This is a genomic window from Streptomyces sp. 1222.5 (genome assembly GCF_900105245.1).
Classification (GTDB): Bacteria; Actinomycetota; Actinomycetes; order Streptomycetales; family Streptomycetaceae; genus Streptomyces; species Streptomyces albidocamelliae.
In genome coordinates, this window is sequence record NZ_FNSZ01000001.1 from 7,382,990 (window position 1) to 7,403,693 (window position 20,704).

Annotated in this window: 19 protein-coding genes; 9 read left to right on the forward strand and 10 right to left on the reverse strand. The window is 72.2% G+C overall.

All coding sequences use genetic code 11. From position 1 onward, the window contains the following. Positions 1-7: 7 nt before the first annotated feature. The 3 genes from BLW57_RS33485 to BLW57_RS33495 all read right to left on the reverse strand — a co-directional run bounded on the left by BLW57_RS33485 (position 8) and on the right by BLW57_RS33495 (position 5,711). Complete coding sequence (locus tag BLW57_RS33485) at positions 8-1,348, reverse strand: esterase-like activity of phytase family protein (RefSeq protein WP_093479461.1); 1,341 nt, start codon at positions 1,346-1,348, stop codon at positions 8-10. A gap of 152 nt (positions 1,349-1,500) precedes the next feature. Then, complete coding sequence (locus tag BLW57_RS33490; RefSeq protein ID WP_093479462.1) at positions 1,501-2,808, reverse strand: SWF or SNF family helicase; 1,308 nt, start codon at positions 2,806-2,808, stop codon at positions 1,501-1,503. Beyond that, complete coding sequence (locus BLW57_RS33495) at positions 2,805-5,711, reverse strand: DEAD/DEAH box helicase (RefSeq protein ID WP_093481013.1); 2,907 nt, start codon at positions 5,709-5,711, stop codon at positions 2,805-2,807. Before BLW57_RS33495 ends, BLW57_RS33490 begins: the two co-directional genes overlap by 4 nt. Positions 5,712-5,959: 248 nt before the next feature. Between BLW57_RS33495 and BLW57_RS33500 the strand changes: the two genes are divergently transcribed. Then, positions 5,960-6,142 (forward strand): hypothetical protein, encoded by a 183-nt coding sequence (locus BLW57_RS33500; protein WP_073894937.1) that lies wholly within the window; start codon positions 5,960-5,962, stop codon positions 6,140-6,142. 157 nt (positions 6,143-6,299) lie between these two features. Here the strand turns inward: BLW57_RS33500 and BLW57_RS33505 are convergent, their stop codons facing one another. The 3 genes from BLW57_RS33505 to BLW57_RS33515 all read right to left on the reverse strand — a co-directional run bounded on the left by BLW57_RS33505 (position 6,300) and on the right by BLW57_RS33515 (position 8,367). Further along, a complete protein-coding gene (locus BLW57_RS33505; RefSeq protein ID WP_093479463.1) occupies positions 6,300-7,166 on the reverse strand; it encodes a hypothetical protein in 867 nt (288 codons plus the stop codon). A 139-nt stretch (positions 7,167-7,305) separates the two neighbouring features. After that, on the reverse strand, positions 7,306-7,602 hold the full coding sequence (locus tag BLW57_RS33510) for a hypothetical protein (protein ID WP_093479464.1): 297 nt from the start codon (positions 7,600-7,602) through the stop codon (positions 7,306-7,308). Positions 7,603-7,833: 231 nt separating this feature from the next. Then, positions 7,834-8,367: a PadR family transcriptional regulator gene (locus tag BLW57_RS33515; RefSeq protein ID WP_093479465.1), complete on the reverse strand. Its 534-nt coding sequence runs from the start codon at positions 8,365-8,367 to the stop codon at positions 7,834-7,836. A 114-nt stretch (positions 8,368-8,481) separates the two neighbouring features. Between BLW57_RS33515 and BLW57_RS33520 the strand changes: the two genes are divergently transcribed. Beyond that, positions 8,482-9,237, forward strand: a complete 756-nt coding sequence (locus BLW57_RS33520; protein ID WP_093479466.1) for an alpha/beta fold hydrolase — start codon at positions 8,482-8,484, stop codon at positions 9,235-9,237. A gap of 97 nt (positions 9,238-9,334) precedes the next feature. Here the strand turns inward: BLW57_RS33520 and BLW57_RS33525 are convergent, their stop codons facing one another. Then, the gene (locus BLW57_RS33525; RefSeq protein WP_093479467.1) at positions 9,335-9,934 is read right to left on the reverse strand and encodes a class I SAM-dependent methyltransferase; all 600 of its coding nucleotides are present in this window, start codon (positions 9,932-9,934) and stop codon (positions 9,335-9,337) included. Between the two features lie 152 nt (positions 9,935-10,086). Between BLW57_RS33525 and BLW57_RS33530 the strand changes: the two genes are divergently transcribed. The 5 genes from BLW57_RS33530 (at position 10,087) to BLW57_RS33550 (ending at position 15,175) form a co-directional block, all read left to right on the forward strand. Then, the gene (locus tag BLW57_RS33530) at positions 10,087-10,860 is read left to right on the forward strand and encodes an MHYT domain-containing protein (protein ID WP_093479468.1); all 774 of its coding nucleotides are present in this window, start codon (positions 10,087-10,089) and stop codon (positions 10,858-10,860) included. 51 nt (positions 10,861-10,911) lie between these two features. Further along, entirely contained in the window at positions 10,912-13,512 is a 2,601-nt protein-coding gene (locus BLW57_RS33535) for a sensor histidine kinase (protein ID WP_176985819.1), read from the forward strand. Further along, positions 13,509-13,946: a roadblock/LC7 domain-containing protein gene (locus tag BLW57_RS33540; RefSeq protein WP_093479469.1), complete on the forward strand. Its 438-nt coding sequence runs from the start codon at positions 13,509-13,511 to the stop codon at positions 13,944-13,946. Before BLW57_RS33535 ends, BLW57_RS33540 begins: the two co-directional genes overlap by 4 nt. A gap of 19 nt (positions 13,947-13,965) precedes the next feature. Beyond that, on the forward strand, positions 13,966-14,376 hold the full coding sequence (locus tag BLW57_RS33545; RefSeq protein WP_093479470.1) for a DUF742 domain-containing protein: 411 nt from the start codon (positions 13,966-13,968) through the stop codon (positions 14,374-14,376). Between the two features lie 196 nt (positions 14,377-14,572). Further along, positions 14,573-15,175 (forward strand): GTP-binding protein, encoded by a 603-nt coding sequence (locus BLW57_RS33550; RefSeq protein WP_093481015.1) that lies wholly within the window; start codon positions 14,573-14,575, stop codon positions 15,173-15,175. 9 nt (positions 15,176-15,184) lie between these two features. Here BLW57_RS33550 and BLW57_RS33555 read toward each other — a convergent pair whose 3' ends face one another. Further along, entirely contained in the window at positions 15,185-15,613 is a 429-nt protein-coding gene (locus tag BLW57_RS33555) for a PPOX class F420-dependent oxidoreductase (protein ID WP_093479471.1), read from the reverse strand. Positions 15,614-15,706: 93 nt separating this feature from the next. Here BLW57_RS33555 and BLW57_RS33560 point away from each other — a divergent pair, with 93 nt between their 5' ends. Further along, positions 15,707-16,120: a roadblock/LC7 domain-containing protein gene (locus tag BLW57_RS33560; protein WP_093479472.1), complete on the forward strand. Its 414-nt coding sequence runs from the start codon at positions 15,707-15,709 to the stop codon at positions 16,118-16,120. Positions 16,121-16,244: 124 nt separating this feature from the next. After that, positions 16,245-17,246, forward strand: a complete 1,002-nt coding sequence (locus BLW57_RS33565) for a DUF6397 family protein (RefSeq protein WP_101376948.1) — start codon at positions 16,245-16,247, stop codon at positions 17,244-17,246. A 31-nt stretch (positions 17,247-17,277) separates the two neighbouring features. Here BLW57_RS33565 and BLW57_RS33570 read toward each other — a convergent pair whose 3' ends face one another. Both BLW57_RS33570 and BLW57_RS33575 read right to left on the reverse strand, forming a co-directional pair. Next, complete coding sequence (locus tag BLW57_RS33570; protein ID WP_093479473.1) at positions 17,278-18,144, reverse strand: acyl-CoA thioesterase; 867 nt, start codon at positions 18,142-18,144, stop codon at positions 17,278-17,280. Positions 18,145-18,163: 19 nt separating this feature from the next. Then, positions 18,164-20,677: a DEAD/DEAH box helicase gene (locus BLW57_RS33575; RefSeq protein ID WP_176985820.1), complete on the reverse strand. Its 2,514-nt coding sequence runs from the start codon at positions 20,675-20,677 to the stop codon at positions 18,164-18,166. Between the last annotated feature and the right edge of the window lie 27 nt (positions 20,678-20,704).

A 20,704-nucleotide genomic window follows, 5' to 3' on the forward strand; every position in this document is an offset into this window, starting at 1 on the left:
GCTCGCGTCACAGCCCCTTGGGCAGCCGCACGTAGGTCACGGTCGTCCGGATGCCGCTGTCGACCAGGCGGCCCTGGGCGTCGAACGCGCCCGCGCCGTCGGTCATCCCGAAGTCGTTGTCGTTGACGAGAGCGAGCGTGTCGCGGTCCACGCGCGCGATGCCCTCGATCTTCCCCGGCACCCCGGCGACCTTGCCCAGGTCCACCACCAGGCGCTTGGCGAGGACGGGCACACCCTGAGCCGCCGGGTCGTCCAGCTGCTCGAGCGACGGGGACGTCGTGTCGTCGTCCCAGGGGCCACCGAGGATGTCCGACCTGCGGCCCAGCTCGACCAGCTGCAGCCGCGCCGCCTTGTCGGTGCGCTCCTCGACGAGAAGCCGGTTGCCGCCCACCGCCACCCCGGAGGAGATCTTCAGCTCGGACGTGTCGTCCTCGCTCGGGTCGACCACGTTCACCGGGTCGAACCGGTAGGCGTACTCGGCGGTGACCGCCTTCTTCCTGGGCGAGAAGCGCAGCAGACGGGTGGAGCGCGAGGCGGCCCCGGCGTCCGTGTCCGGCAGCGAAAGGGGGCTTTGCAGAGCCAGCACCAGATCACCGCCGGGAAGCTGGGCCAGCCCCTCGAAACCGCGGTTGATCTTGCGGTGGAGCAGGATCGACGGCAGCGCCTCCACCACCGGGTAGTCGGTGCCCGAGAGGTGCAGCCCCTCGGGCACGTAGCGGGTGAGCACCTTCCCACGCGCGGAGACGTGCACGAGCGAAGGGCCGTACTCGTCGACGAGCCAGAAGCTGTCGTCCGCCGCTCGCACGATGCCCTCGGTGTCCAGACCGTTCGGGTCGTACGACAGCGGCGTCCCGGCGTCGTAGGTGTACGGCGCCTCGTCTCGGTTCTGCTGGTTGGGCAGCCCGGTCACGGCCTTCCCGGAGGAGGTGGTCAGCGGTATCGCGTCGATGACCTCGACCGTGTCTCCGCAGACCCGGACCTTCACGATGGCCGGGTCGAAGCCCGGCACCGGGAACGTGCGGCGCTTCTTGCCGTCCACCTTGATCTGACCGTTGGGGCCGCGGTCGGTCACCGTCCAGTACTCGCCCTTGCGGCCGGCCGGATAGACGTCGCTCCCGATGCCGCCCAGCTTCACCCCGCGGTCGTCGCCCACACTGCCGGGCAGCAGCGCGTTGCTGAACGCGCCGAGCGGGATCTCCCCGAGCGTCGCCGTACGGACGACGCGCGCGTCCCCGGACGGCGCCGCCGTGGCCGTCCCGGCGGCCACGAGGGCAGCCGCCAGGGCGAGAGGCAGGCCCGTGACGAGGGAACGGTGTACGCGGCCTCGGCCGGCGGTATGCGGGGACATCGGGCCTCCTGAAGGCGAGTTCGCTGACAGCCGCCAGATTTGGGCCCCGGGTGGAACGCCGCACGACGGCCACGTGAACAGCGGGTGTCCGCCGCTCATCGGATCATGTGGATCCGGCAACGACCACGCGCAGGACAGGTTGTGACCTGGTGTCAGGAGCCGTCCGGACCGCCCGGCCGAGCCGATGCCAGGGCCGTCGCGGGATCACGGTCCGCTCCGCCCGCCGGGACCCAGCGGCCGTCCTCGTCGCGGTACGGCCACCAGCGTCCGTCCCTGCCGAGCCGTAGCTGAACTCCTTCCTCGGGCAGGGTCCACCGGTTGCCGCTCCTGTGCAGTGGTGGCCGTTCGTCCTGCTCCCAGGCCGCTTCCAGGCCGGCACACGCGCGTGCCAGCGCCACGCCGTCCACCGCCCATTCCTCGTCGAGTACGGCCAGGCAGGGCGCGCCTCCGGCCTGCCAGGCACGGACAGCGTCCGCGAGGCCCCGGCGGCCCCGCCCCGACTCCGTGGAGAGCCGCTCGGCCACGGCCTCGGGCGGCGTGCCGCAGGCCAGCCGTACGGCGTCCTGAGCGGCCGTCAGGCGTAGCTGTACGGCGTCCCGAGCGGCAGTCGTCCCGGCGCCCGACCCCGGGCCGGCCGACAGGTCCCGCGCGAGCAGCCGGAAGGCCTCGACGGCGGTGCGGCCCGCCAGGTGTTCCAGCGCGGCCGACTCGATACCGGGGACCGGTTCCGGTGCAGCGTCCAAGGCTGGTGGCGTCCCCGGTGCCGGTGGCAGTGCGGGCAGTTCGGGGAGCCGGGGCAGGATGTCCGCGGCCGCCCACGCCTCCGCGGCGTCGACGCCCTCGGCGCCCGGCTCGTGCGGCACCGCCCGGGATGCCGTGCCGCGCACGTGCAGTTCCGCGAGGAAGGTGTCCTTCGCGCGCCCGCGCAGCAACAGCAGCAGAAACGGATCCTCGTCCAGCAGCCGCGCCACCTGGTGGCAGAGCGCGGCCGTGTGCCCGCAGTGGTCCCAGGTGCCGCACTCGCACTCCGGATCCAGCTCACCGAGGCCCGGCAGGAGATCGATCCCGTGCGCGGCCGCGTCCTCGATCAAATGCGGCGGCAGCTCCCGGTCGAGGAGCGCGGCCATGTGCCCGGCCTGCTCCACCGCCAGGTCCAGAAACCGTCCCCACTCCTCGGCGGACAACTCCGGCACCAGCACGTCGGCCCGGTGTGTCGCACCTCCCGGGGCATGGACGACGGCGGTCACCCGGCCGGGCCGCACGGTCACCGCGCCCACCCCGCCCGCGCGCGCGAGCCGGCGCCCCGCCTTGACGGCCGCCCGGTCCATGGCCGCGTCCTCCAGCGCCCGCAGCCAGGCCTGCCCCCACCACGTCCGCGTGAAAGCCTGTCCGCGTGCGGGTGGCGCCGCGGCGAACGTGCGCACCAGGTCGTCGTCGTGTTCGTCGTCGTAACGGCTCATCGTGCCTCCCCGCGCAGTTCCACCAGCGCGGCCAGGTCCGCGTCCGTCAGTTCGGTGAGCGCGGCCTCGCCGGTGCCGAGCACGGCGTCGGACAGCTCCCGCTTCCGGCCGAGCATCTCCGCGATGCGGTCCTCCAGGGTTCCCTCGGCGATCAGCCGGTGCACCTGCACGGGACGGGTCTGCCCGATGCGGTACGCCCGGTCGGTGGCCTGTGCCTCGACCGCCGGGTTCCACCAGCGGTCGTAGTGCACGACATGCTCGGCGCGGGTCAGGTTCAGCCCCGTCCCGGCGGCCTTGAGCGACAGCAGGAACACCGGGACCTCACCGTCCTGGAAGCGCCGCACCATCTCCTCGCGCGCAAGGACCGGTGTGCCGCCGTGCAGGAAGAGCGAGGGCACGCCGCGGGCGGACAAGTGCTGTTGGAGGAGGCGGCCCATGCGCACGTACTGCGTGAAGACGAGCATGCCCGAGCCCTCCGCGAGGATCGTGTCGAGCAGTTCGTCCAGCAGCTCCAGCTTTCCCGAACGCCCGGTGAGCCGCGGTGAGTGGTCCTCCTTGAGGAACTGGGCCGGGTGGTTGCAGATCTGCTTCAGGCCGGTCAGCAACTGGACGATGAGGCCCCGGCGGGCCATGTCGTCGGCGGCCGCGATGCGTGCCAGCGTCTCACGGACCAACGCCTCGTACAGGCCCGCCTGTTCACCGGTCAGGGTCACCGGGTGGTCCGTCTCCGTCTTCGGAGGCAGCTCGGGGGCGATACCGGGGTCCGACTTGCGCCGGCGCAGCAGGAACGGCCGGACGAGGCGCCCGAGCCGATCGGCGGCGGCGGGGTCCCGGCCGGTCTCGACCGGTTGCGCGTACCGCGCGCGGAAGGCGCCCAGGCGGCCGAGCAGGCCGGGTGTCGTCCAGTCGAGAATGGCCCACAGCTCGGTGAGGTTGTTCTCCACCGGAGTGCCGGTGAGCGCGATACGCGCGCGTGCGCCGATGGAGCGCAGCGCCCGCGCGGTCGCCGAGTACGGGTTCTTCACGTGCTGAGCCTCGTCGGCCACCACCATGCCCCAGGGGATGTCCGCGAGCCGTTCGGCGTCCAGCCGCATCGTGCCGTACGTGGTCAGCACGAACTCCCCGGCCGCCACGGAGCCGAGGTCGCGCGCGGGGCCGTGGAACCTGCGCACCGGCACGCCGGGGGCGAAACGCTCGATCTCCCGCTGCCAGTTGCCCAGCAGGGACGCCGGACAGACGACGAGCGTGGGACCGGCCGTCGAGCTGTCCGTCTGCCGGTGCAGATGCAGCGCGATCAGCGTGATCGTCTTGCCGAGACCCATGTCGTCGGCGAGGCAGCAGCCCAGCCCGAGGGAGGTCGTACGGGCCAGCCAGTCCAGGCCGCGCACCTGGTAGTCCCGCAACCGGGCGGCCAGGCCGTGAGGCTGCCCGACGGCTGCGGTCACGGTCCTGGTGCCCTCCAGCCGCTCCTTGAGCCCGTCCAGCCATCCGGTGGGCCGCACGTCGACCTCGTGGCCGTCGATCCGCGCGGAACCCGTCAGCGCGGCCGCCAGCGCTTCCACGGGAGCGAGGGAGCGGTTCTCGAGCGTGCGGGCGTGCCGAACCTGGCGGGGGTCGACCAGCACCCATCCGTCCCGCAGCCGCACCAGGGGACGCTTGGCCTCGGCGAGCCGGTCCAGTTCCTCGCGGGACAGCTCCCGCCCGTCCAGCGTGAACGCCCAGTTGAACGCGACCCTGCCGTCGGCCGCGACGAACGATTGCGGCGCCGCGGTGTTCCCCGAAGGGGGAGCGTCGTCGGGCGGTCCGACCGTGGCGTGGACGGTGAGCCCGTGCGCCAGCTCCTTCGGCCAGCGCACGTCGATCCCCACCGAGGCCAGCGCCGACGCGCCCGCGCCCAGGAGTTCGGTGATCTCGTCCTCGGCGAGGTCCACCGCATCGGGAACGGCGGCGGAGAGCAGCGGTGTCAGGGGCGGCCAGGCGCGGGCGGCTCGGCGCAGCGCCAGCAGCGCGTCCGCACGCGCGCGGGGAGCGAACGCGTCCGGGGAAGCAGATCCGTCGTGCGAAACCTCAGCGTCGGGTGAGGCGGTGCCGGTCCACAGGACGGCGGCGTCCACGACGTCCGCCGTCCCGCTGGTGCCGTGCACCTGCAGCACCGCGCGGAAGCGGACCCGGGCGTCGTCCTGTCCTGCCGTGTCGTCGAGGCCGGACGCCTCGACCCGCAGTGACAGCCGTACTCCCGCGTCGTGGGCGGCGGCGATGCCGTCCGCCCACGCGCGCAGCGCGGGCAGCCGCTGCGGTTCGGGCGCCGCGTACGCGGGGCCGCCGGTCACCGTCGGCGCGGCCGGGGAGCGGGGCAGCGCGTCGGCGACCGCGTCCAGAAAGGCGCGCAGCAGCCGCTCGGGATCCGGAAGCCGCAGCGGGCCTTCGGACGGGAGAGGCACGGCATGCGCCTCCGGGGGCATGGCCGCGGCGAGTTCCCGGACCAGTTCCGCGTCGCGCGCCGACAACGGCCCGATCCGCCACGCCTCGTGTTCGCCGGGGGATAGACCGGGCAGGAGCAGGCCGCGTGCGAGGAAGTGCAGGGCCAGCAGCCGGGCCGCGCTCCAGAAGGCGAGGGACCGGTGCCAGTACGGCAGCTCGCGCGCGCGGGTGAGCAGCGGCAGCGCGTCGCTCACGGGCAACAGGATCGCGGGCGTACGGATCTGCTCGACGGCGCCACCCGCCGAGGGCACTACGACGTCCAGGTCTGTCACGGAGGCATCCGGGACGGCGGGGAGTTCTTCGCCGTCCTCCTGCCAGAAGGCGAGCCGACCGGTACGAGCGGGGTCGGAGGGCAGGAACAGGGCGCGACAGTCGGCCAGTCGGGTCAGTGGGGTCGGTTCGGAGGATGGTGCCGTGGAGATTCTCCGCACAGCTCTGCTGCACTCCTCAAATTTGACTACTTGCCTCGGGGTGGCCGAGGGTACAGCACGGACAAGGGGGTTCCCGACGGCTCGGCGAGGTGACCTGAGCCACTCAGGGGTCCGGAGCGGAGTCGGCGGCCCATTAGGGGACGCCCCAGGGAGGTCTCAGGGTCGCCGTCCGGAACCGCGGGGAGCGGGAGGCCGTTCTCAGAGCAGAGAGCGGCAGTGGCCGCGAAGGAGGGACGCTCATGTCCAACAACGCGAAGATCGCCGCGGGTGGTGTGGCGGTCGGACTCATTCTGCTGATATGGCTGCCCTGGTGGGTATCGTTCCTGATCGTCGTCGGGGTTCCGGTGGCCGCCTACCTGGCGCTGGATCCCTCGCAGCGGCGCAGGCTGCGCCGGGTCGGCCGGAAGGAACTCGGCCGCTGAGGCACCGGCGAACCGCCGCGTCGGTTCGCCGCCCGTCGGTCCACTGGAGCGCCCTGCCGGCGCGCCCGCGTGCAGCCGCCCGGGCCCTTGGGCCCGGGCACACCCCCCGCGTGGGCCGACGGACGCTTCGCCTCCGTCGGCCCACGCGGGGCTCGGTTCACATGGGCCGTACGGCCATCTTGTCGAGTGCCTCCAGCAGCCCGGGCAACTCGGGACCGCGCCCGACCGGCAGGACTTCGCCGGGTTCCTCGTCGAGCAGGACGAAGGCGATGTCGTCGGTGCGGGCCACCATCGACCAGCCCGGACCGTCGGCGCGCAGCGTACGCGCGTCGCCCGGCGCGAACGAGGAGCGCACCCGGCCGAGCGGCGGGGGTGAGTCGACGTAGGAGCGCACCTCCGCGAGCACCCGCCGGATCCCCCGGTGCCCGGCCTTCGGCCCGTCCTCCCCGGCCGCCGGTGAAGGCGCCGCCGGCTGCGCGGGGGCCGCCTGTTCCTCCGTTGCGGACTCACCCGGCACGGCGAATTCGGCGTCGTTGATCTGCTCGCGCCACGCGGCCCACTGCAGCGCGATCTCGTCGGCGCCGAGCCGTCGCTGCGCGGGCCCCCAGACGCTGGTGTCCGGCGGGCTCAGCGAGGGACGGTCCGCGCTCTCGGGCGGCGGGTCGTGGGGCGCGGGGACGCCGGGCGCAGCCACGGCGACCGCCAGCGGCCAGCCCGGCAGGGCGGTGACGACCGCGCGTTCGTCCGGCGACAGGTCGTACTCCATGCCGCAGTCCCAGGACGCGATCGCCACGGCTACCAGCGAGACGTCGTCGATGACGACCGTCCAGCGGGCACCGTCGCCGTCCTGGCCCAGCACCAGGCCGTACCCGTCGGCGAGGGGCGTCAGCCCCAGGGCCGCGCACGCCTCCGGGTAGTCGTCGCCCAGCACGCTCGGAAACTGTGCCGGCGTCAGCAACACCGCCGTCAGCACGTACAGCGCATCGTCCGCGGCGGCGACGGCCTCCTCGTCCGTCCCGGCCATCCCTGCCTCCCAATGAATCGTCCGTCGGCGCGCACCCTAGTGCGAGGAGAAGGCCCTTGTCACGACTGCTCACACCGCTCGGAGCTGCAGGTTTCCGCCTGGACGGGGGCGAAACGACCGTAACGGAGGTCCGGGTTGCTCAGGTCGTCGGCAGCCCGAGGAGATCCCGGGCCACGGCGGCCGGCGACTCGGCGCGCTCCCGGGCCAGCACGACGACGGCCCGGCACGCCAGCTCGCTCACGCCGAACGACAGCGCCTCTGGCGACACCCACCCGGCCGCCTCCTCGACCCGGTCCTGGTCGTCCGTCGCGCGGGCGGCCACATAGACGGCCGCGGCCTCGAACAAATTGTGTGCGCGCTTCTCCCGGCCGCCCGTCTCCCGGGCCGGTGCGGAGGTGCGAAGTCTGGCGGCGTATTTGCGTACCGTGTCGAACACGCGAAACCACCTCTCCCCATGACGGGGTCGTCATCGATCTCATTTCGTCCCCCTCAACGTAGAGTTGGATCTCCGGTGACAGAAGAGGGGCGACGCGATGAAGCGCCGCGACCTTCTCGCCGCCCGCCGGCCGGACGGGGCGGCCGGCACCTCGGTGGGCACGGGCTCCGCACCGCGTTCGAATCATCGGCACGGCGGCGCCCGGTCCCGCCGGAGCGCGACCGGGGCTCCTCAGCGACCGGCCCGGTCGAGTGACGCGAGGGTGTCGCGCAGCCAGGCGAGTTCGGCCCGGCTCGTGGCCCGCGCGATGGTGAGGACACCCTGCCGGAAGGGATCCTCCAGTTCCTCCGCGCGCAGCGGCCGGTCGCCCTCGTAGAAGAAGCTCGCCGGTTCCTCCAGGAAGGCCAGCCGCCTTCGCAGCACCGCGGCCTGCGCCGCGGGATCCTCCAGGTGTCGCAAGAACGCGAGCAGGGTGAACCACTGGTTCTCGTCCGTGATCTCGCGCTGCCCGGGCTCGGCGAGCCGGCGCCTGAGCTCACGACCCCCCTCCTCGGTCAGCCTCAGCACATGGCGCGGCGCCGCCACGGCACCGGGCTCCGGGCTGCGCACCAGCAGGCCGGCCTTCTCCAGTCGCTTGATCGCCGGGTACAGCGTGCTCTCGGCGACCGGTCGCACATGGCCGGTGAGTGCCGCGATGTGCCGGCGCAGGACGTATCCGTGCAGCGGTGCGTCGTACAGGAAGCCGAGGATGGCGAGTTCGAGCATGGCCGCATTCTCCCCCCCGGAGCGCTGTACCTCGGCACATCAATACTTTCTTTCCGCTATACATCGGTACCGATGTATAGTCGCTACGGCGACAAGGCATCAGGGAGGGGCTTCGTGAAGCAGGCGGCGTTCGACAGGCAGGGAAGCTGTATCCGTTGGACCGAGGTGCCCGGAGCGGAACCGGCACGGGTGTACCTGCACGGACTCGGGGCGATGTCAGCCGTGTACCACGCACACGTCGCGACCCGGCCGGAACTCGCGGGCAGACGAAGCCTCTTCGTGGATCTGCCCGGGCACGGCATCAGTGACCGGCCCCAGGACTTCGGCTACACGCTGGAGGAGCACGCGGACGCGGTCGCCGCGGCACTGGACGAGGCGGGAGTCGGGGGCGCCGAGCTGATCGCGCACAGCATGGGCGGCGCGGTCGCCGTCGTGCTGGCGCACCGACGGCCCGACCTCGCCTCCCGGCTGGTGCTCACGGAGGCGAACCTCGACGCCTTCCCGCCGCAGTCGGCCGGCAGCAGTGGCATCGCCGCCCATGAGGAGGACGAGTTCGTCGAGAAGGCCTACGCGCGCGTGCTCAAGGCGGTCGGGCCGCTGTGGGCGGCCACCATGCGACTGGCCGACCCGCGCGCCCTGCACCGCAGCGCCGTCGGTCTGCGGCGGGGCTCGGACCCGGTGATGCGCACCCTCCTGGAGGGACTGGCGATCGAGCGTGTCTACCTCCAGGGCGAACGCAGCGGCGAACTCGCGGACAGAGAGGGCCTGGAGGCGGCCGGGGTCCGCGTGGTGACCGTGCCCCGCGCGGGGCACAACGTCATGTTCGACAACCCCGATGCCTTCGTGGCGGCCGTCGCGGCGGCGGCCTGACCGGCCGGCCGCCGCCGGTCCGCGCGCACGCGCCGTCAGGCCCTCGCGCGAGCCGGCGGTTCTCCCGCACGGGCTCTCAGTCCTCGCGTACGGGCTTTCAGTCCTCGCGTACCGCGAGCGCGAGGAAACGGGCGTCTTCGTCGACGTACGACGTCATGCGCCACCCCGAACGGGACAGGAGCGGAGCGAGGTTCGCCTCGTCCCGCAGGTCGTCGGGCGTGATCCGCCGGCCCTGACGGGCCGCCAGGGCGGCCCGGCCGATGGGGTGGAACAGCGCGAGCGTGCCGCGCGGCCGTACCACACGGGCCAGTTCCCGCAGGTTGTCCGCGGGGCGCGGAAGATGTGCGATCAGGCCGGCCGCGAAGACGGCGTCCAGTCCGCCCGCCCGCAGCGGCAGCGCGGCCACGTCGGCGAGCAGCAGCCGCCCGTGCCGGTCCCGGCCCGCCCGCGTGGCGGCCGCCAGCATCGCCGGGGTCAGATCTGCACCCAGTACCACACCGGAGGGGCCCACGGCAGAGCGCAGAGGTGGCAGCGCCCGGCCGGTACCGCAGCCGGCGTCGAGCACGCGGTCGCCGGCCCGTAGCCCGAGGCCGGTCACCGCGGCGGCGTAGGCGGGCCCGTCGTCGGGGAACCTGCTGTCCCAGCCGGCCGCCCGGGCGGTGAAGAACTCCTGGACATCTGTGTGGTCGTTGCTCATGCCCCGCATGATCCCTCACCGTCACGAGGGACACCTCGGCGCGCATGTTCGAGCGGGACCCGATCGTTCCGGCGCATCTCCATGTCATATTCCAACACCTTTCGAAATGCGCCCCCTTTGTGCGCCCCTGCCCCGGCTAGCGTCCCGGGGCCATGGGACACCTGGACCACGCCGCCTTCGGCTGGCTGACCCCCTCGCTGTCGTACGTGATGGCCTGCACAGGCGCGGCACTCGGGCTGCGCTGCACCGTCCGCGCGCTCGCCGCCACCGGCCGTTCGCGCCGCAACTGGCTCTTCACCGCCGCCTCGGCGATCGGAACGGGCATCTGGACCATGCACTTCGTGGCCATGCTCGGCTTCCGCGTCAGCGGCACCGACATCCGCTACGACGTGCCGCTGACCATCCTCAGCCTGCTCGTCGCCATGGTCGTCGTCTGCGCCGGCGTCTTCGCCGTCGGCTACAGCCGCGACCGCAACCGGGCGCTCCTCCTCGGCGGACTCACCACCGGGCTGGGCGTCGCCAGCATGCACTACCTGGGCATGGCCGCGGTGCGGCTGCACGGACACGTCCGGTACGACCCCGCCCTCGTCGGACTGTCGGTGCTGATCGCCGTGGTGGCGGCGACGGCCGCCCTGTGGGCCGGACTCAACATCAAGTCACCGCTCGCGGTCACCGTCGCCTCCCTGGTGATGGGCGCGGCCGTCAGCAGCATGCACTACACCGGGATGTTCGCGGTGGCTGTGCGGGTGAACCCGGCCGACGACGCACTTCCCGGGGCCACGGCGATGCAGTTCATCTTCCCCCTCGCCGTCGGCCTCGGGTCCTACCTGTTCATCACCTCGGCCTTCGTCGCCCTCTCGCCCACGGCCGACGAGCGCGAGGCGTCCGCCTCCGCCCAGCGGCCCGTCGAGAGTGCCGCCCACTAGCGGGATCCCGGCCGCCCGAGCGCCCCGACCCACGTCCCGAGCGAGGAGGCCATGCGCCCACCCCGAACACCTGACAAAGCCGCCTCACCGGCCCAGCCCCCGCGCGGCCGCCGTGCGCACGCCGGACCGCCCGCGCAGGAGGGCTCGGACCGCCCGCTCGACCCGCCACCCGCCCCGCCACGCGGGCAAGGGGGCCGACCGAGGCTGCGCCCCCGGACCGTGCGCGCCAAAGTCATCAGCCTGCTGATGGTGCCCGTCGTCTCCCTGCTGGCCCTGTGGGCCTACGCCACCGTCACCACCGCTCAGGACGTCGCCCGGCTGCGCCAGTCCCAGCGGGTCGAGGCCGAGCTGCGCACCCCGGTGGCGGCGGCCGTCGCCGCACTGCAGGCGGAGCGCGGCGCGGCAGTCCGCCGAGCGGGCACCCCGGGCGCCGGGACCGGCGCCGACCTGGAAAGCCTGGCGGCACGTACCGACCGCGCCGTGGCCGCGCTGCGGCTCGGCGACGACAGCACGGTCGCCGACAGCCAGGAACTGCCCGCCGGCGTCTCCGAGCGGCTCGACGCCTTCGTCACCGGGGCCGAGGACCTCCGCGCGCTGCGGGCGGCCGTACTCGACCGCAAGGCCGGCTGGGCCGAGGTCTACACGCAGTACACGAAGACCATCGGCGCGGCCTTCGCCGTGGACGGCGCCCTCACCGGCGTCCAGCAGGCGGACGTCGGATCCGACGCGCGCGTGCTGCTCGAATTCTCCCGAGCCGCCGAGGCGCTGGCCCAGGAGGACGCCGTCCTCGGCAGCGCGCGGACCGTCGGCGGCCTGCAAGGGGAGCGGCTGCGGCTGTTCGGCTCCGCCGCCTCGACGCGCCGTGCCCTCACCGATGCGGCGGTGGCCGACTTGCCCACCGCACAGCGCGCGGCCTGGCGGGACCTGGCCGCCGGCCGCTCCTACACCGAACTGGGCGCCGCCGAGGACCGGATCTTCACCGGCAAGCCGTCCGACGCGCTCCCGCGAGCCTCCTGGAGCGCCGCCCACGCGCGCGTGCAGAGCGGAATGCGGACCATCGAGGCGGACACCGGTCGTGCCGTCGCGGGCCGTGCCGACCCCGTGGCCCGCGGTCTGCTCGGTCCGGCGGGCGCCGCCGTGCTCTTCGGTCTCGCCGCCGTCGCGGCCTCGCTCGTCATCTCCGTGCGGATCGGACGCGGGCTCGTGATCGAGCTCGTGACCCTGCGCAACGACGCCCTGGAGATCGCCCGCCGCAAACTGCCCGAGGCGATGCGGAGGCTGCGTTCGGGCGAGGAGATCGACGTCAACACCGAGGCGCCCCCCGGACCGCCTTCCGAGGACGAGGCCGGCCAGGTCGCCGAGGCCCTGACCACCGTGCACCGCGCCGCCCTGCTCGCGGCCGTGGAGCGCGCCGAACTCGCCAGCGGCATCTCCGGTGTCTTCGTCAACCTGGCCCGACGCAGCCAGGTGCTGGTCCACCGCCAGCTCAGCCTTCTGGACAGCATGGAACGGCGCTCCGACGACCCGAACGAGCTGAGCGACCTGTTCCGTCTGGACCACCTCACCACCCGGATGCGCCGCCACGCCGAGAGCCTGATCATCCTCTCAGGCTCGGCACCCGGCCGTGCCTGGCGCATGCCGGTGTCCCTGACGAACGTCGTACGCGCCGCCGTGTCGGAGATCGAGGACTACGCGCGCGTGGAGGTACGCCAGCTCCCCGAGGCCCACGTCATCGGCACGGCCGTCGCCGACCTCACCCACCTGCTCGCCGAACTCGTGGAGAACGCGGCCCAGTTCTCACCGCCGCACACGCGCGTACGCGTCACCGGTGAACCCGTGGGCAACGGGTACGTCCTGGAGATCGAGGACAGGGGACTCGGCATGGGCGCCGACACCCTCGAGGAGGCCAACCGGCGCATCGAGCAGTCCGAGGCCCTCGACCTGTTCGACAGCGACCGGCTCGGACTCTTCGTGGTCAGCAGGCTCTCCTCCCGGCACGACGTCAAGGTGCACCTGCGCACCTCTCCCTACGGCGGCACCACCGCCGTCGTCCTGCTGCCGACCGCGCTGTTGCACAGCAGCCCGGCGGAACGTTCCGCCCGGCAGCCCGAGCACGGCCGTTCCGAGCGGGAACGCGACTACGCGCGCGTGCCCGGCGAGGCACCGCCCCCGGAGGCCGTCACCGCACGGTCGGACCGACCGGCCCTGGCCTCGACCACCGCGGGCCCCCAAGGCACCACGGCCGGGCCCGACCCCCATCACCCGGAGTCCGCACCTGGACCGAACCGCACCGAGCCCGGACCACACCACACCCGGCCGCAGCCCGCCCCCGACCGCACCACGAACGAACCCCCGCCCCCCGGAGTCACCGCCTTGAGGCTGCACCGCCCCCCGAACGACTCCGAGTCCTCAGACGGCCTCCCGCGCCGGGTACGCCAGGCGAACCTGGCACCCCAACTCCGCCGACAGCCCGTCGAGGAGCCCGCCCCGGCACCGGCACACAGCGACGACCGGCGCACCCCCGAACTCGTACGGAACCGCATGGCGGCGTACCGCGACGGCTGGACGCGCGGCGGTGGCAGGCAACCCGGCCGCGGCGCCGCACCTCAAGAGACCACGGGCAGCCACAGCAGCGAAGGAGACCCGGCATGATCCAGGACCCCAACACGAGGGCAGGCCAGAGATCCGGCGAGCTGGACTGGCTGCTCGACGACCTGGTGATGCGTGTGAGCGAGGTACGGCACGCCGTCGTACTGTCGAACGACGGCCTGGCCGTCGGCGCGTCGTCGGACCTCAGGCGTGACGACGCCGAACACCTCGCGGCCGTCGCCTCCGGCTTCAACAGCCTGGCCAAGGGGGCCGGGCGGCACTTCGGGGCGGGCGGCGTGCGCCAGACCATGGTCGAGATGGACGACGCGTTCCTCTTCGTCGCCGCGGCCGGCGACGGTTCCTGCCTCGCCGTCCTCACGGCCGTCACCGCCGACATCGGCCTGGTCGCCTACGAGATGGCCCGCCTGGTCAAGCGGGTCGGCGAGCACCTCTACGCGGCGCCGCGCATCGCGGCACGGCCGCCCGCCGCAGGCTGATCCGGACAGGGTGGCGCAGATGACCGAGACCCCGACCGGCGGCCCGTGGGAGCCGGGCAGCCAGTGGTACGACGGTGAGGCGGGCCCACTGGTGCGCCCGTACGCCATGACGGGCGGCCGGACCCAACCGGGCCCCACCGGCGTCCGCTTCGACCTGATCGCGCTCGTCACCCTCGACCCCGCCGGACCGGAGCCCGACGACACCGCGCTCGGCCCTGAACACCGGACCCTGATCGACCTGTGCCGCCCGGAGACCCAGTCCGTGGCCGAACTCGCCGCCGACGCCGACCTTCCCGTCGGCGTGGTCCGGGTGCTCCTCGGTGACCTCCTCGAACTCGGCTGCGTGACCGTCAGCCGCCCCGTACCCCCGGCACATCTGCCCGACGAACGGATCCTGCGCGAGGTCATCGAGGGGTTGCGAGCGCTGTAGATGAACGTTCGTAACCCGCGGCCACCTTGCCGCATCCCGATCCGGACGAGAAACGCACCGGACCGGACGCGAGATGTACACATCAGATGCGATTCGGTCCAACCACCCGCACGGGTGCCCTGGTTGTCATGATGCTGACTTCGCATCCGGAGCACCCGTACGCCGACCGCAGCAGGCCCTCCCGAGAGAAGTGATCATGGTCTCCGAGCACTCCGACACCGTCGACGACACCTCCGCCCTGGCGCTGAAGATCCTGGTCGCCGGCGGATTCGGGGTCGGCAAGACCACCCTGGTCGGCGCCGTCAGCGAGATCCGGCCGCTGCGCACCGAGGAACTGCTCAGCGAGGCCGGTCAACTCGTGGACGACACCGACGGTGTGGACAAGAAGGTCACCACGACCGTCGCCATGGACTTCGGGCGCATCACCATCCGCTCGGGCCTGTCGCTGTACCTCTTCGGCACACCGGGGCAGGACCGCTTCTGGTTCCTGTGGGACGAGTTGTCGCAGGGCGCGCTCGGTGCCGTGGTCCTCGCGGACACGCGGCGCCTGGAGGACTGCTTCCCGGCCGTCGACTACTTCGAGCACCGGCACATACCGTTCGTGGTCGCCGTCAACTGCTTCGCCGGAGCCCGCGGCTACGGGGCCCACGACGTCTCGCGGGCCCTCGACCTCGACCGCGGCACCCCCGTGGTGCTGTGCGACGCGCGCGACCGGGATTCCGGCAAGGAGGTACTGATCCGGCTCGTCGAGTACGCGGGGCGCATGCACACCGCCCGGCTTCTGGACTCCGTCCGCTGAACCGGCCGCTCAGGCCGCCAGGTCCTTCACGGCCACCACCTTGTCGATGCTCACCCGCACCAGCAGCTCGCCCGGAACGCCGTTGCGGGCGCCGTATTCCTCGGCGCGGTCCTCGCCCATGTACCGTGCGGCGATCCGGGTGGCCCACAGGCGTACCTCGTCGAGGTCCTCCGACAGCCGGGCGCGACCGTTCAGCACCACGAAGTGGAACGGCGGCCGGTCGTCGTCCACGCACAGCGCGACCCGCCCGTCACGGGTCAGATTCCGCCCCTTCACGGTCTCCCTGCCGGTGTTGAAGACCAGCTCGTCGCCGTCCAGCAGGAACCAGATCGGTGCCACATGCGGGGCCCCGTCGGCGCGGACGGTGGACAGTTTGGCCGTGCGGGTGCCTTCCGAGACGAACGCCCGCCACTCCTCGTCGGTCATCTTCTCTGCCATGCGCCCATCCTGCTTGCCCGGACGCCGGTCGTGGGGAAGGCTGGCGGGGAGTTCCTCCAGCCAGGGGGAGACATCACACGGGGAGACGGAGACATGGCGCAGAACCAGGGACTCGGGTGGCTCCTGGACGATCTGACCGAGCGGGTGGACCACGTACGCCACGCGCTCGTCCTGTCGAACGACGGACTGGTCACAGGGGCCAGTATGAGCCTGCGCCGCGAGGACGCGGAGCATCTGGCCGCCGTGGCGTCCGGACTGCACAGCCTGGCCAAGGGCTCGGGACGCCACTTCGGCGCGGGCCGGGTACGCCAGACCATGATCGAGTACGACGACGCAGTGCTGTTCGTGACCGCGGCCGGCACCGGAAGCTGTCTGTGCGTGCTCAGTGCGGCCGAGGCCGACATCGGCCAGATCGCCTACGAGATGACCCTGCTCGTCAATCGCGTCGGCGAACACCTCGGCGTCGACGCCCGGCAACCCGACCGGACCCCGAACGTGGACCTCTGACCGGCGAGTCCGCCGAGCCCTGGAGTTATCCACAGCCCCGCCACGACCCGCGGCGAATTGGCTACGGTGTGTGCACGGCGAACGCACAGGGCGTGAGCCATCGACTCCACGGGGGAGTACGACCATGTCGGCGAACACCTTCCGCGCGCCCGGCCCCATCAGCTGCACCGTCAGCCGTGCCGCGCGCGAACTCGGTCTCAAGCGGAGCGAGTTCGACATCGCAGTGCGGCTCGGCCGCATCCGGACCGTGCCCGACGAGGGCGGTGGCGGGGACCGGCGGGTGGAGCGCGCGGAGATCGACCGCCTCCGCTCGCAGGACGGCTTCCCGGACGCCCTCCGCGAGCGCGTCCGCGTGGTGGGCACCGTGGAGGGCGCCGCGCTCATGAACATTCCGGCCGGCCGATTCACGCGGCTGGCGCGCCTGGGCATGATCGTGCCCGTGCACCACTACCTCAACCGCTACCGAGCCGTGGTGTGGCTCTATCCGGCCGAGGAACTGCGCGCGTTCACTTCGGCCGCGGAACACGCGCACCTGCTGAAAGGCCGCACGCCCGAGACGCTGCGCGGCCAGCTGCAGGCAGGAGTGGACCTTCGCGCCCGCAACTGGCGCGGCCGGCACCTCGGCTTCCTGCTGCGGCAGGCGGACGGTCCGTGGGCCCGGTCCGGAGCGCTGGCCGCCTTCCTCGCACCCGGCGACATCGCCGATGTCGTCAAGGATCCCTACGAGCGTGCCCACCTGAACCGGTTCCGGCCCGCCCCGCCCGGTCGGGCGGCTCCCGGCTCCCCTTCCGCGCACCTCGCCGAGCGCATCATGACCGCGCGGGACTCGGACGAGACCGAGTGGCTGCGGGGCGAGCTGGCCCGTACGGTCGGCGAGGCCCGCGCCTTGTCGCCCGCCCCGCGCCCCGCTGTTCGACCGGCCCCGCGGCGGCCGCTCCCCGCGGCACGGCCGATCGCGCCGATGGCGCGAACGGTCACCCGTCCGAACGACGCGGGGAAACGGCCGGGATCGTCCTCCGCATCGCCGACCGGTGGGCCCGGCCACCACCGGCAGCGGCCGGCCCGCGGGCTGCGCGCCTGGCTGCGGCGTGGCCCCCGGACGGCCCTGGAGCCGGTACGGGTGTGAAGGGTGACGAGAAGCCCGTCCCGGCAGCCCGCTACATCGCCCTGAACAGACCTTCCTGGACGACCGACACCAGCAGACGCCCCTGTAGGTCGTAGATGCGCCCGCGGGCCAGGCCGCGGCCGCCGGTGATGATCGGCGACTCCTGGTCGTACAGGAACCACTCGTCGGCGCGGAACGGCCGGTGGAACCACATGGCGTGGTCCAGGGAGGCCATGTCGAAGCTCCGCGGGCCCCACAGCGGTTCGACCGGGATGCGCACCGCGTCCAGGAGGGTCATGTCACTGGCGTAGGTCAGCGCGCACGTGTGGACCAGCGGGTCGTCGCCCAACGGACCGACCGCGCGCATCCACACGGCGCTGCGCGGCTCGGCGCCCTCGATCTCCTCGGGGTGCCAGCGCAGCCGGTCGACGTACCGGATGTCGAACGGCTGGCGGCGCGCCATCCGCTCCAACTGCTCGGGCAGCGCGCCCAGATGCTTGCGGATCTCCTCGGTCACCGTCGGCAGCGACTCCGGGTCCGGGATCTCCCGGGCCGGCGGCAGCTGGTGCTCGAACGGTCCTTCCTCGGGCTTGTGAAAGGAGGCGGTCAGATTGAAGATCGTGCGGCCCTGCTGCACGGCCGTGACCCGGCGGGTGGTGAACGACCGGCCGTCACGGACCCGCTCGACCTGGTACACGATCGGCACCCCGGGCCGGCCCGGGCGCAGGAAGTACGCGTGCAGCGAGTGCACCGGACGGTCGCCGTCCGTGGTGCGGCCGGCGGCGACCAGCGCCTGGCCGGCCACCTGCCCGCCGAAGACCCGCTGCAGGGACTCCTGCGGGCTGCGGCCGCGGAAGATGTTGACCTCTATCTGCTCGAGGTCGAGCAGGGCGACCAGGCTCTCGGCCGGATTCGTCATCGGGGGGATTCTCCTTGGCTCACAGCTGGCCGACATCGGTGACGCGGATGATCGCGCGGCCCTCGGCGTCCGAGGCGGTGAGGTCGACCTCCGCGCTGATGCCCCAGTCGTGATCGTCGTTCGGGTCGTCGAAGATCTGACGGACGCGCCAGAGCCCGTTCTCCGGCTCCTCCTTGATGACCAGCAGCTTGGGGCCGCGGGCGTCGGGGCCGGTGCCGAGGTCGTCGTACTCGTCCCAGTACTTGTCCATCGCCTCGCCCCACGCGTCGGCGTCCCAGCCGGACTCGGCGTCCATCTCGCCGAGCTGGTCGACCTGGTCGAGGGCGGCCAGCTCCACGCGGCGGAACAGGGCGTTGCGGACCAGGACCCGGAAGGCACGCGCGTTGGTGGTGACCGGCTTGACCTCGTCGGCCTTCTCCCGGGCCTCCTCGGCGGTCATCTCCTCCGGGTTCGCCAGCTGCTCCCACTCGTCCAGCAGGCTGGAGTCCACCTGGCGAACCATCTCGCCCAGCCACTCGATCAGATCCTGCAGGTCCTCGGACTTGAGGTCGTCCGGGATGGTGTGGTCGAGGGTCTTGTAGGCACTGGCGAGGTAACGCAGCACGATGCCCTCGGTGCGGGCCAGCTCGTAGAAGGACACCAGCTCGGTGAAGGACATCGCCCGCTCGTACATGTCCCGGATCACCGACTTCGGCGAGAGCGGGTGGTCACCGACCCACGGATGGCTCTTGCGGTAGGTGTTGTACGCGTGGAAGAGCAGCTCTTCCAGGGGCTTCGGGTACGAGACGTCCTGCAGGCGCTCCATGCGCTCCTCGTACTCGACGCCGTCCGCCTTCATCGCGGCCACGGCCTCGCCGCGCGCCTTGTTCTGCTGCGCGACGAGGATCTGCCTCGGGTCGTCCAGGGTGGACTCCACCACGGACACCATGTCGAGGGCGTACGAAGGCGATTCGGGGTCGAGGAGTTCGAACGAGGCGAGAGCGAACGTGGACAGCGGCTGGTTGAGCGCGAAGTCCTGCTGGAGGTCGACGGTGAGCCGGACGATGCGGCCCTCGGCGTCGGGCTTGTCGAGCTTCTCCACGATGCCGCCGTCGAGCAGCGAACGGTAGATCGCGATCGCCCGCCGGATGTGCCGGAGCTGCTGCCTGCGCGGCTCGTGGTTGTCCTCGAGGAGGTGGCGCATCGCCTCGAAGGCGTTGCCCGGCCGGGCGATCACCGACAGCAGCATCGTGTGCGTCACCCGGAACCGCGAGGTCAGCGGCTCGGGTTCCGAATCGATCAGCTTCTGGAAGGTGTTCTCCGTCCAGGCGACGAATCCCTCCGGCGCCTTCTTGCGCACCACCTTGCGGCGCTTCTTCGGGTCGTCGCCGGCCTTCGCCAGTGCCTTCTCGTTCTCGATGACGTGCTCGGGCGCCTGCGCCACGACGAGCCCGGCGGTGTCGAAGCCGGCCCGGCCGGCCCGGCCGGCGATCTGGTGGAACTCCCGCGCCCGCAGCGTGCGCACACGGCTGCCGTCGTACTTGGTCAGGGCGGTGAACAGCACCGTACGGATGGGCACGTTGACCCCCACGCCGAGCGTGTCCGTACCGCAGATCACCTTCAGCAGACCGGCCTGGGCGAGCTTCTCCACCAGTCGCCGGTACTTGGGCAGCATGCCGGCGTGGTGCACACCGATGCCGTGCCGGACGTAACGGGAGAGGTTGCGGCCGAACTTGGTGGTGAAGCGGAAGTTGCCGATCAGCTCGGCGATCTGGTCCTTCTCCTCGCGCGAGCACATGTTGATGCTCATGAGTGCCTGGGCCCGCTCCACGGCCTGCGCCTGGGTGAAGTGCACGATGTACACCGGGGCCTGCTTGGTCTCCAGCAGGTCGGTGAGCGTCTCGGTGAGCGGGGTCAGCTTGTACTCGTAGGACAGGGGCACCGGGCGGGTCGCGGAACGGACCACGGAGGTAGGGCGTCCGGTGCGGCGGGCGAGGTCCTTCTCGAAGAACGACACATCGCCCAAAGTGGCCGACATCAGGATGAACTGTGCCTGGGGGAGTTCCAGCAGCGGGATCTGCCAGGCCCAGCCGCGGTCGCCCTCCGCGTAGAAATGGAACTCGTCCATCACGACCTGGCCGACGTCCGCGTTCTTGCCGTCACGCAGCGCGATCGACGCCAGCACCTCGGCGGTGCAGCAGATCACCGGTGCGTCGGCGTTCACGGAGGCGTCGCCGGTCAGCATGCCGACGTTCTCGGTGCCGAAGAGCTTGCACAGCTCGAAGAACTTCTCCGACACCAGCGCCTTGATCGGCGCCGTGTAGAAGGTGACCTCGTCCCGGGCCAGCGCGGCGAAGTGCGCGCCCGCCGCGATCATGCTCTTGCCGGAGCCCGTAGGCGTCGAGACGATCACGTTCGCCCCGGAGACCGCCTCGATCAGCGCCTCCTCCTGATGGGGGTAGAGCGTGAGGCCCCGCTCCTGCGCCCACGACTCGAAGGCTTCGTAGAGGGCGTCGGGGTCGGCGGTCGGCGGCAGCTGATCGATGAGGGTCACGCCCCCATCTTGCCTGGCCTTCTCCCC

What these genes read in the sequence shown, in the direction of transcription:
- BLW57_RS33530 (WP_093479468.1), top strand. Translation starts at nt 10,087, where the DNA reads ATGGGACACCTGGACCACGCCGCCTTCGGCTGGCTGACCCCCTCGCTG.
- BLW57_RS33500 (WP_073894937.1), top strand. Translation starts at nt 5,960, where the DNA reads ATGTCCAACAACGCGAAGATCGCCGCGGGTGGTGTGGCGGTCGGACTC.
- BLW57_RS33540 (WP_093479469.1), top strand. Translation starts at nt 13,509, where the DNA reads ATGATCCAGGACCCCAACACGAGGGCAGGCCAGAGATCCGGCGAGCTG.
- BLW57_RS33535 (WP_176985819.1), top strand. Translation starts at nt 10,912, where the DNA reads ATGCGCCCACCCCGAACACCTGACAAAGCCGCCTCACCGGCCCAGCCC.
- BLW57_RS33560 (WP_093479472.1), top strand. Translation starts at nt 15,707, where the DNA reads ATGGCGCAGAACCAGGGACTCGGGTGGCTCCTGGACGATCTGACCGAG.
- BLW57_RS33525 (WP_093479467.1), bottom strand. Translation starts at nt 9,934, where the DNA reads ATGAGCAACGACCACACAGATGTCCAGGAGTTCTTCACCGCCCGGGCG.
- BLW57_RS33515 (WP_093479465.1), bottom strand. Translation starts at nt 8,367, where the DNA reads ATGCTCGAACTCGCCATCCTCGGCTTCCTGTACGACGCACCGCTGCAC.
- BLW57_RS33490 (WP_093479462.1), bottom strand. Translation starts at nt 2,808, where the DNA reads ATGAGCCGTTACGACGACGAACACGACGACGACCTGGTGCGCACGTTC.
- BLW57_RS33485 (WP_093479461.1), bottom strand. Translation starts at nt 1,348, where the DNA reads ATGTCCCCGCATACCGCCGGCCGAGGCCGCGTACACCGTTCCCTCGTC.
- BLW57_RS33505 (WP_093479463.1), bottom strand. Translation starts at nt 7,166, where the DNA reads ATGGCCGGGACGGACGAGGAGGCCGTCGCCGCCGCGGACGATGCGCTG.
- BLW57_RS33570 (WP_093479473.1), bottom strand. Translation starts at nt 18,144, where the DNA reads ATGACGAATCCGGCCGAGAGCCTGGTCGCCCTGCTCGACCTCGAGCAG.
- BLW57_RS33545 (WP_093479470.1), top strand. Translation starts at nt 13,966, where the DNA reads ATGACCGAGACCCCGACCGGCGGCCCGTGGGAGCCGGGCAGCCAGTGG.
- BLW57_RS33550 (WP_093481015.1), top strand. Translation starts at nt 14,573, where the DNA reads ATGGTCTCCGAGCACTCCGACACCGTCGACGACACCTCCGCCCTGGCG.
- BLW57_RS33555 (WP_093479471.1), bottom strand. Translation starts at nt 15,613, where the DNA reads ATGGCAGAGAAGATGACCGACGAGGAGTGGCGGGCGTTCGTCTCGGAA.
- BLW57_RS33565 (WP_101376948.1), top strand. Translation starts at nt 16,245, where the DNA reads ATGTCGGCGAACACCTTCCGCGCGCCCGGCCCCATCAGCTGCACCGTC.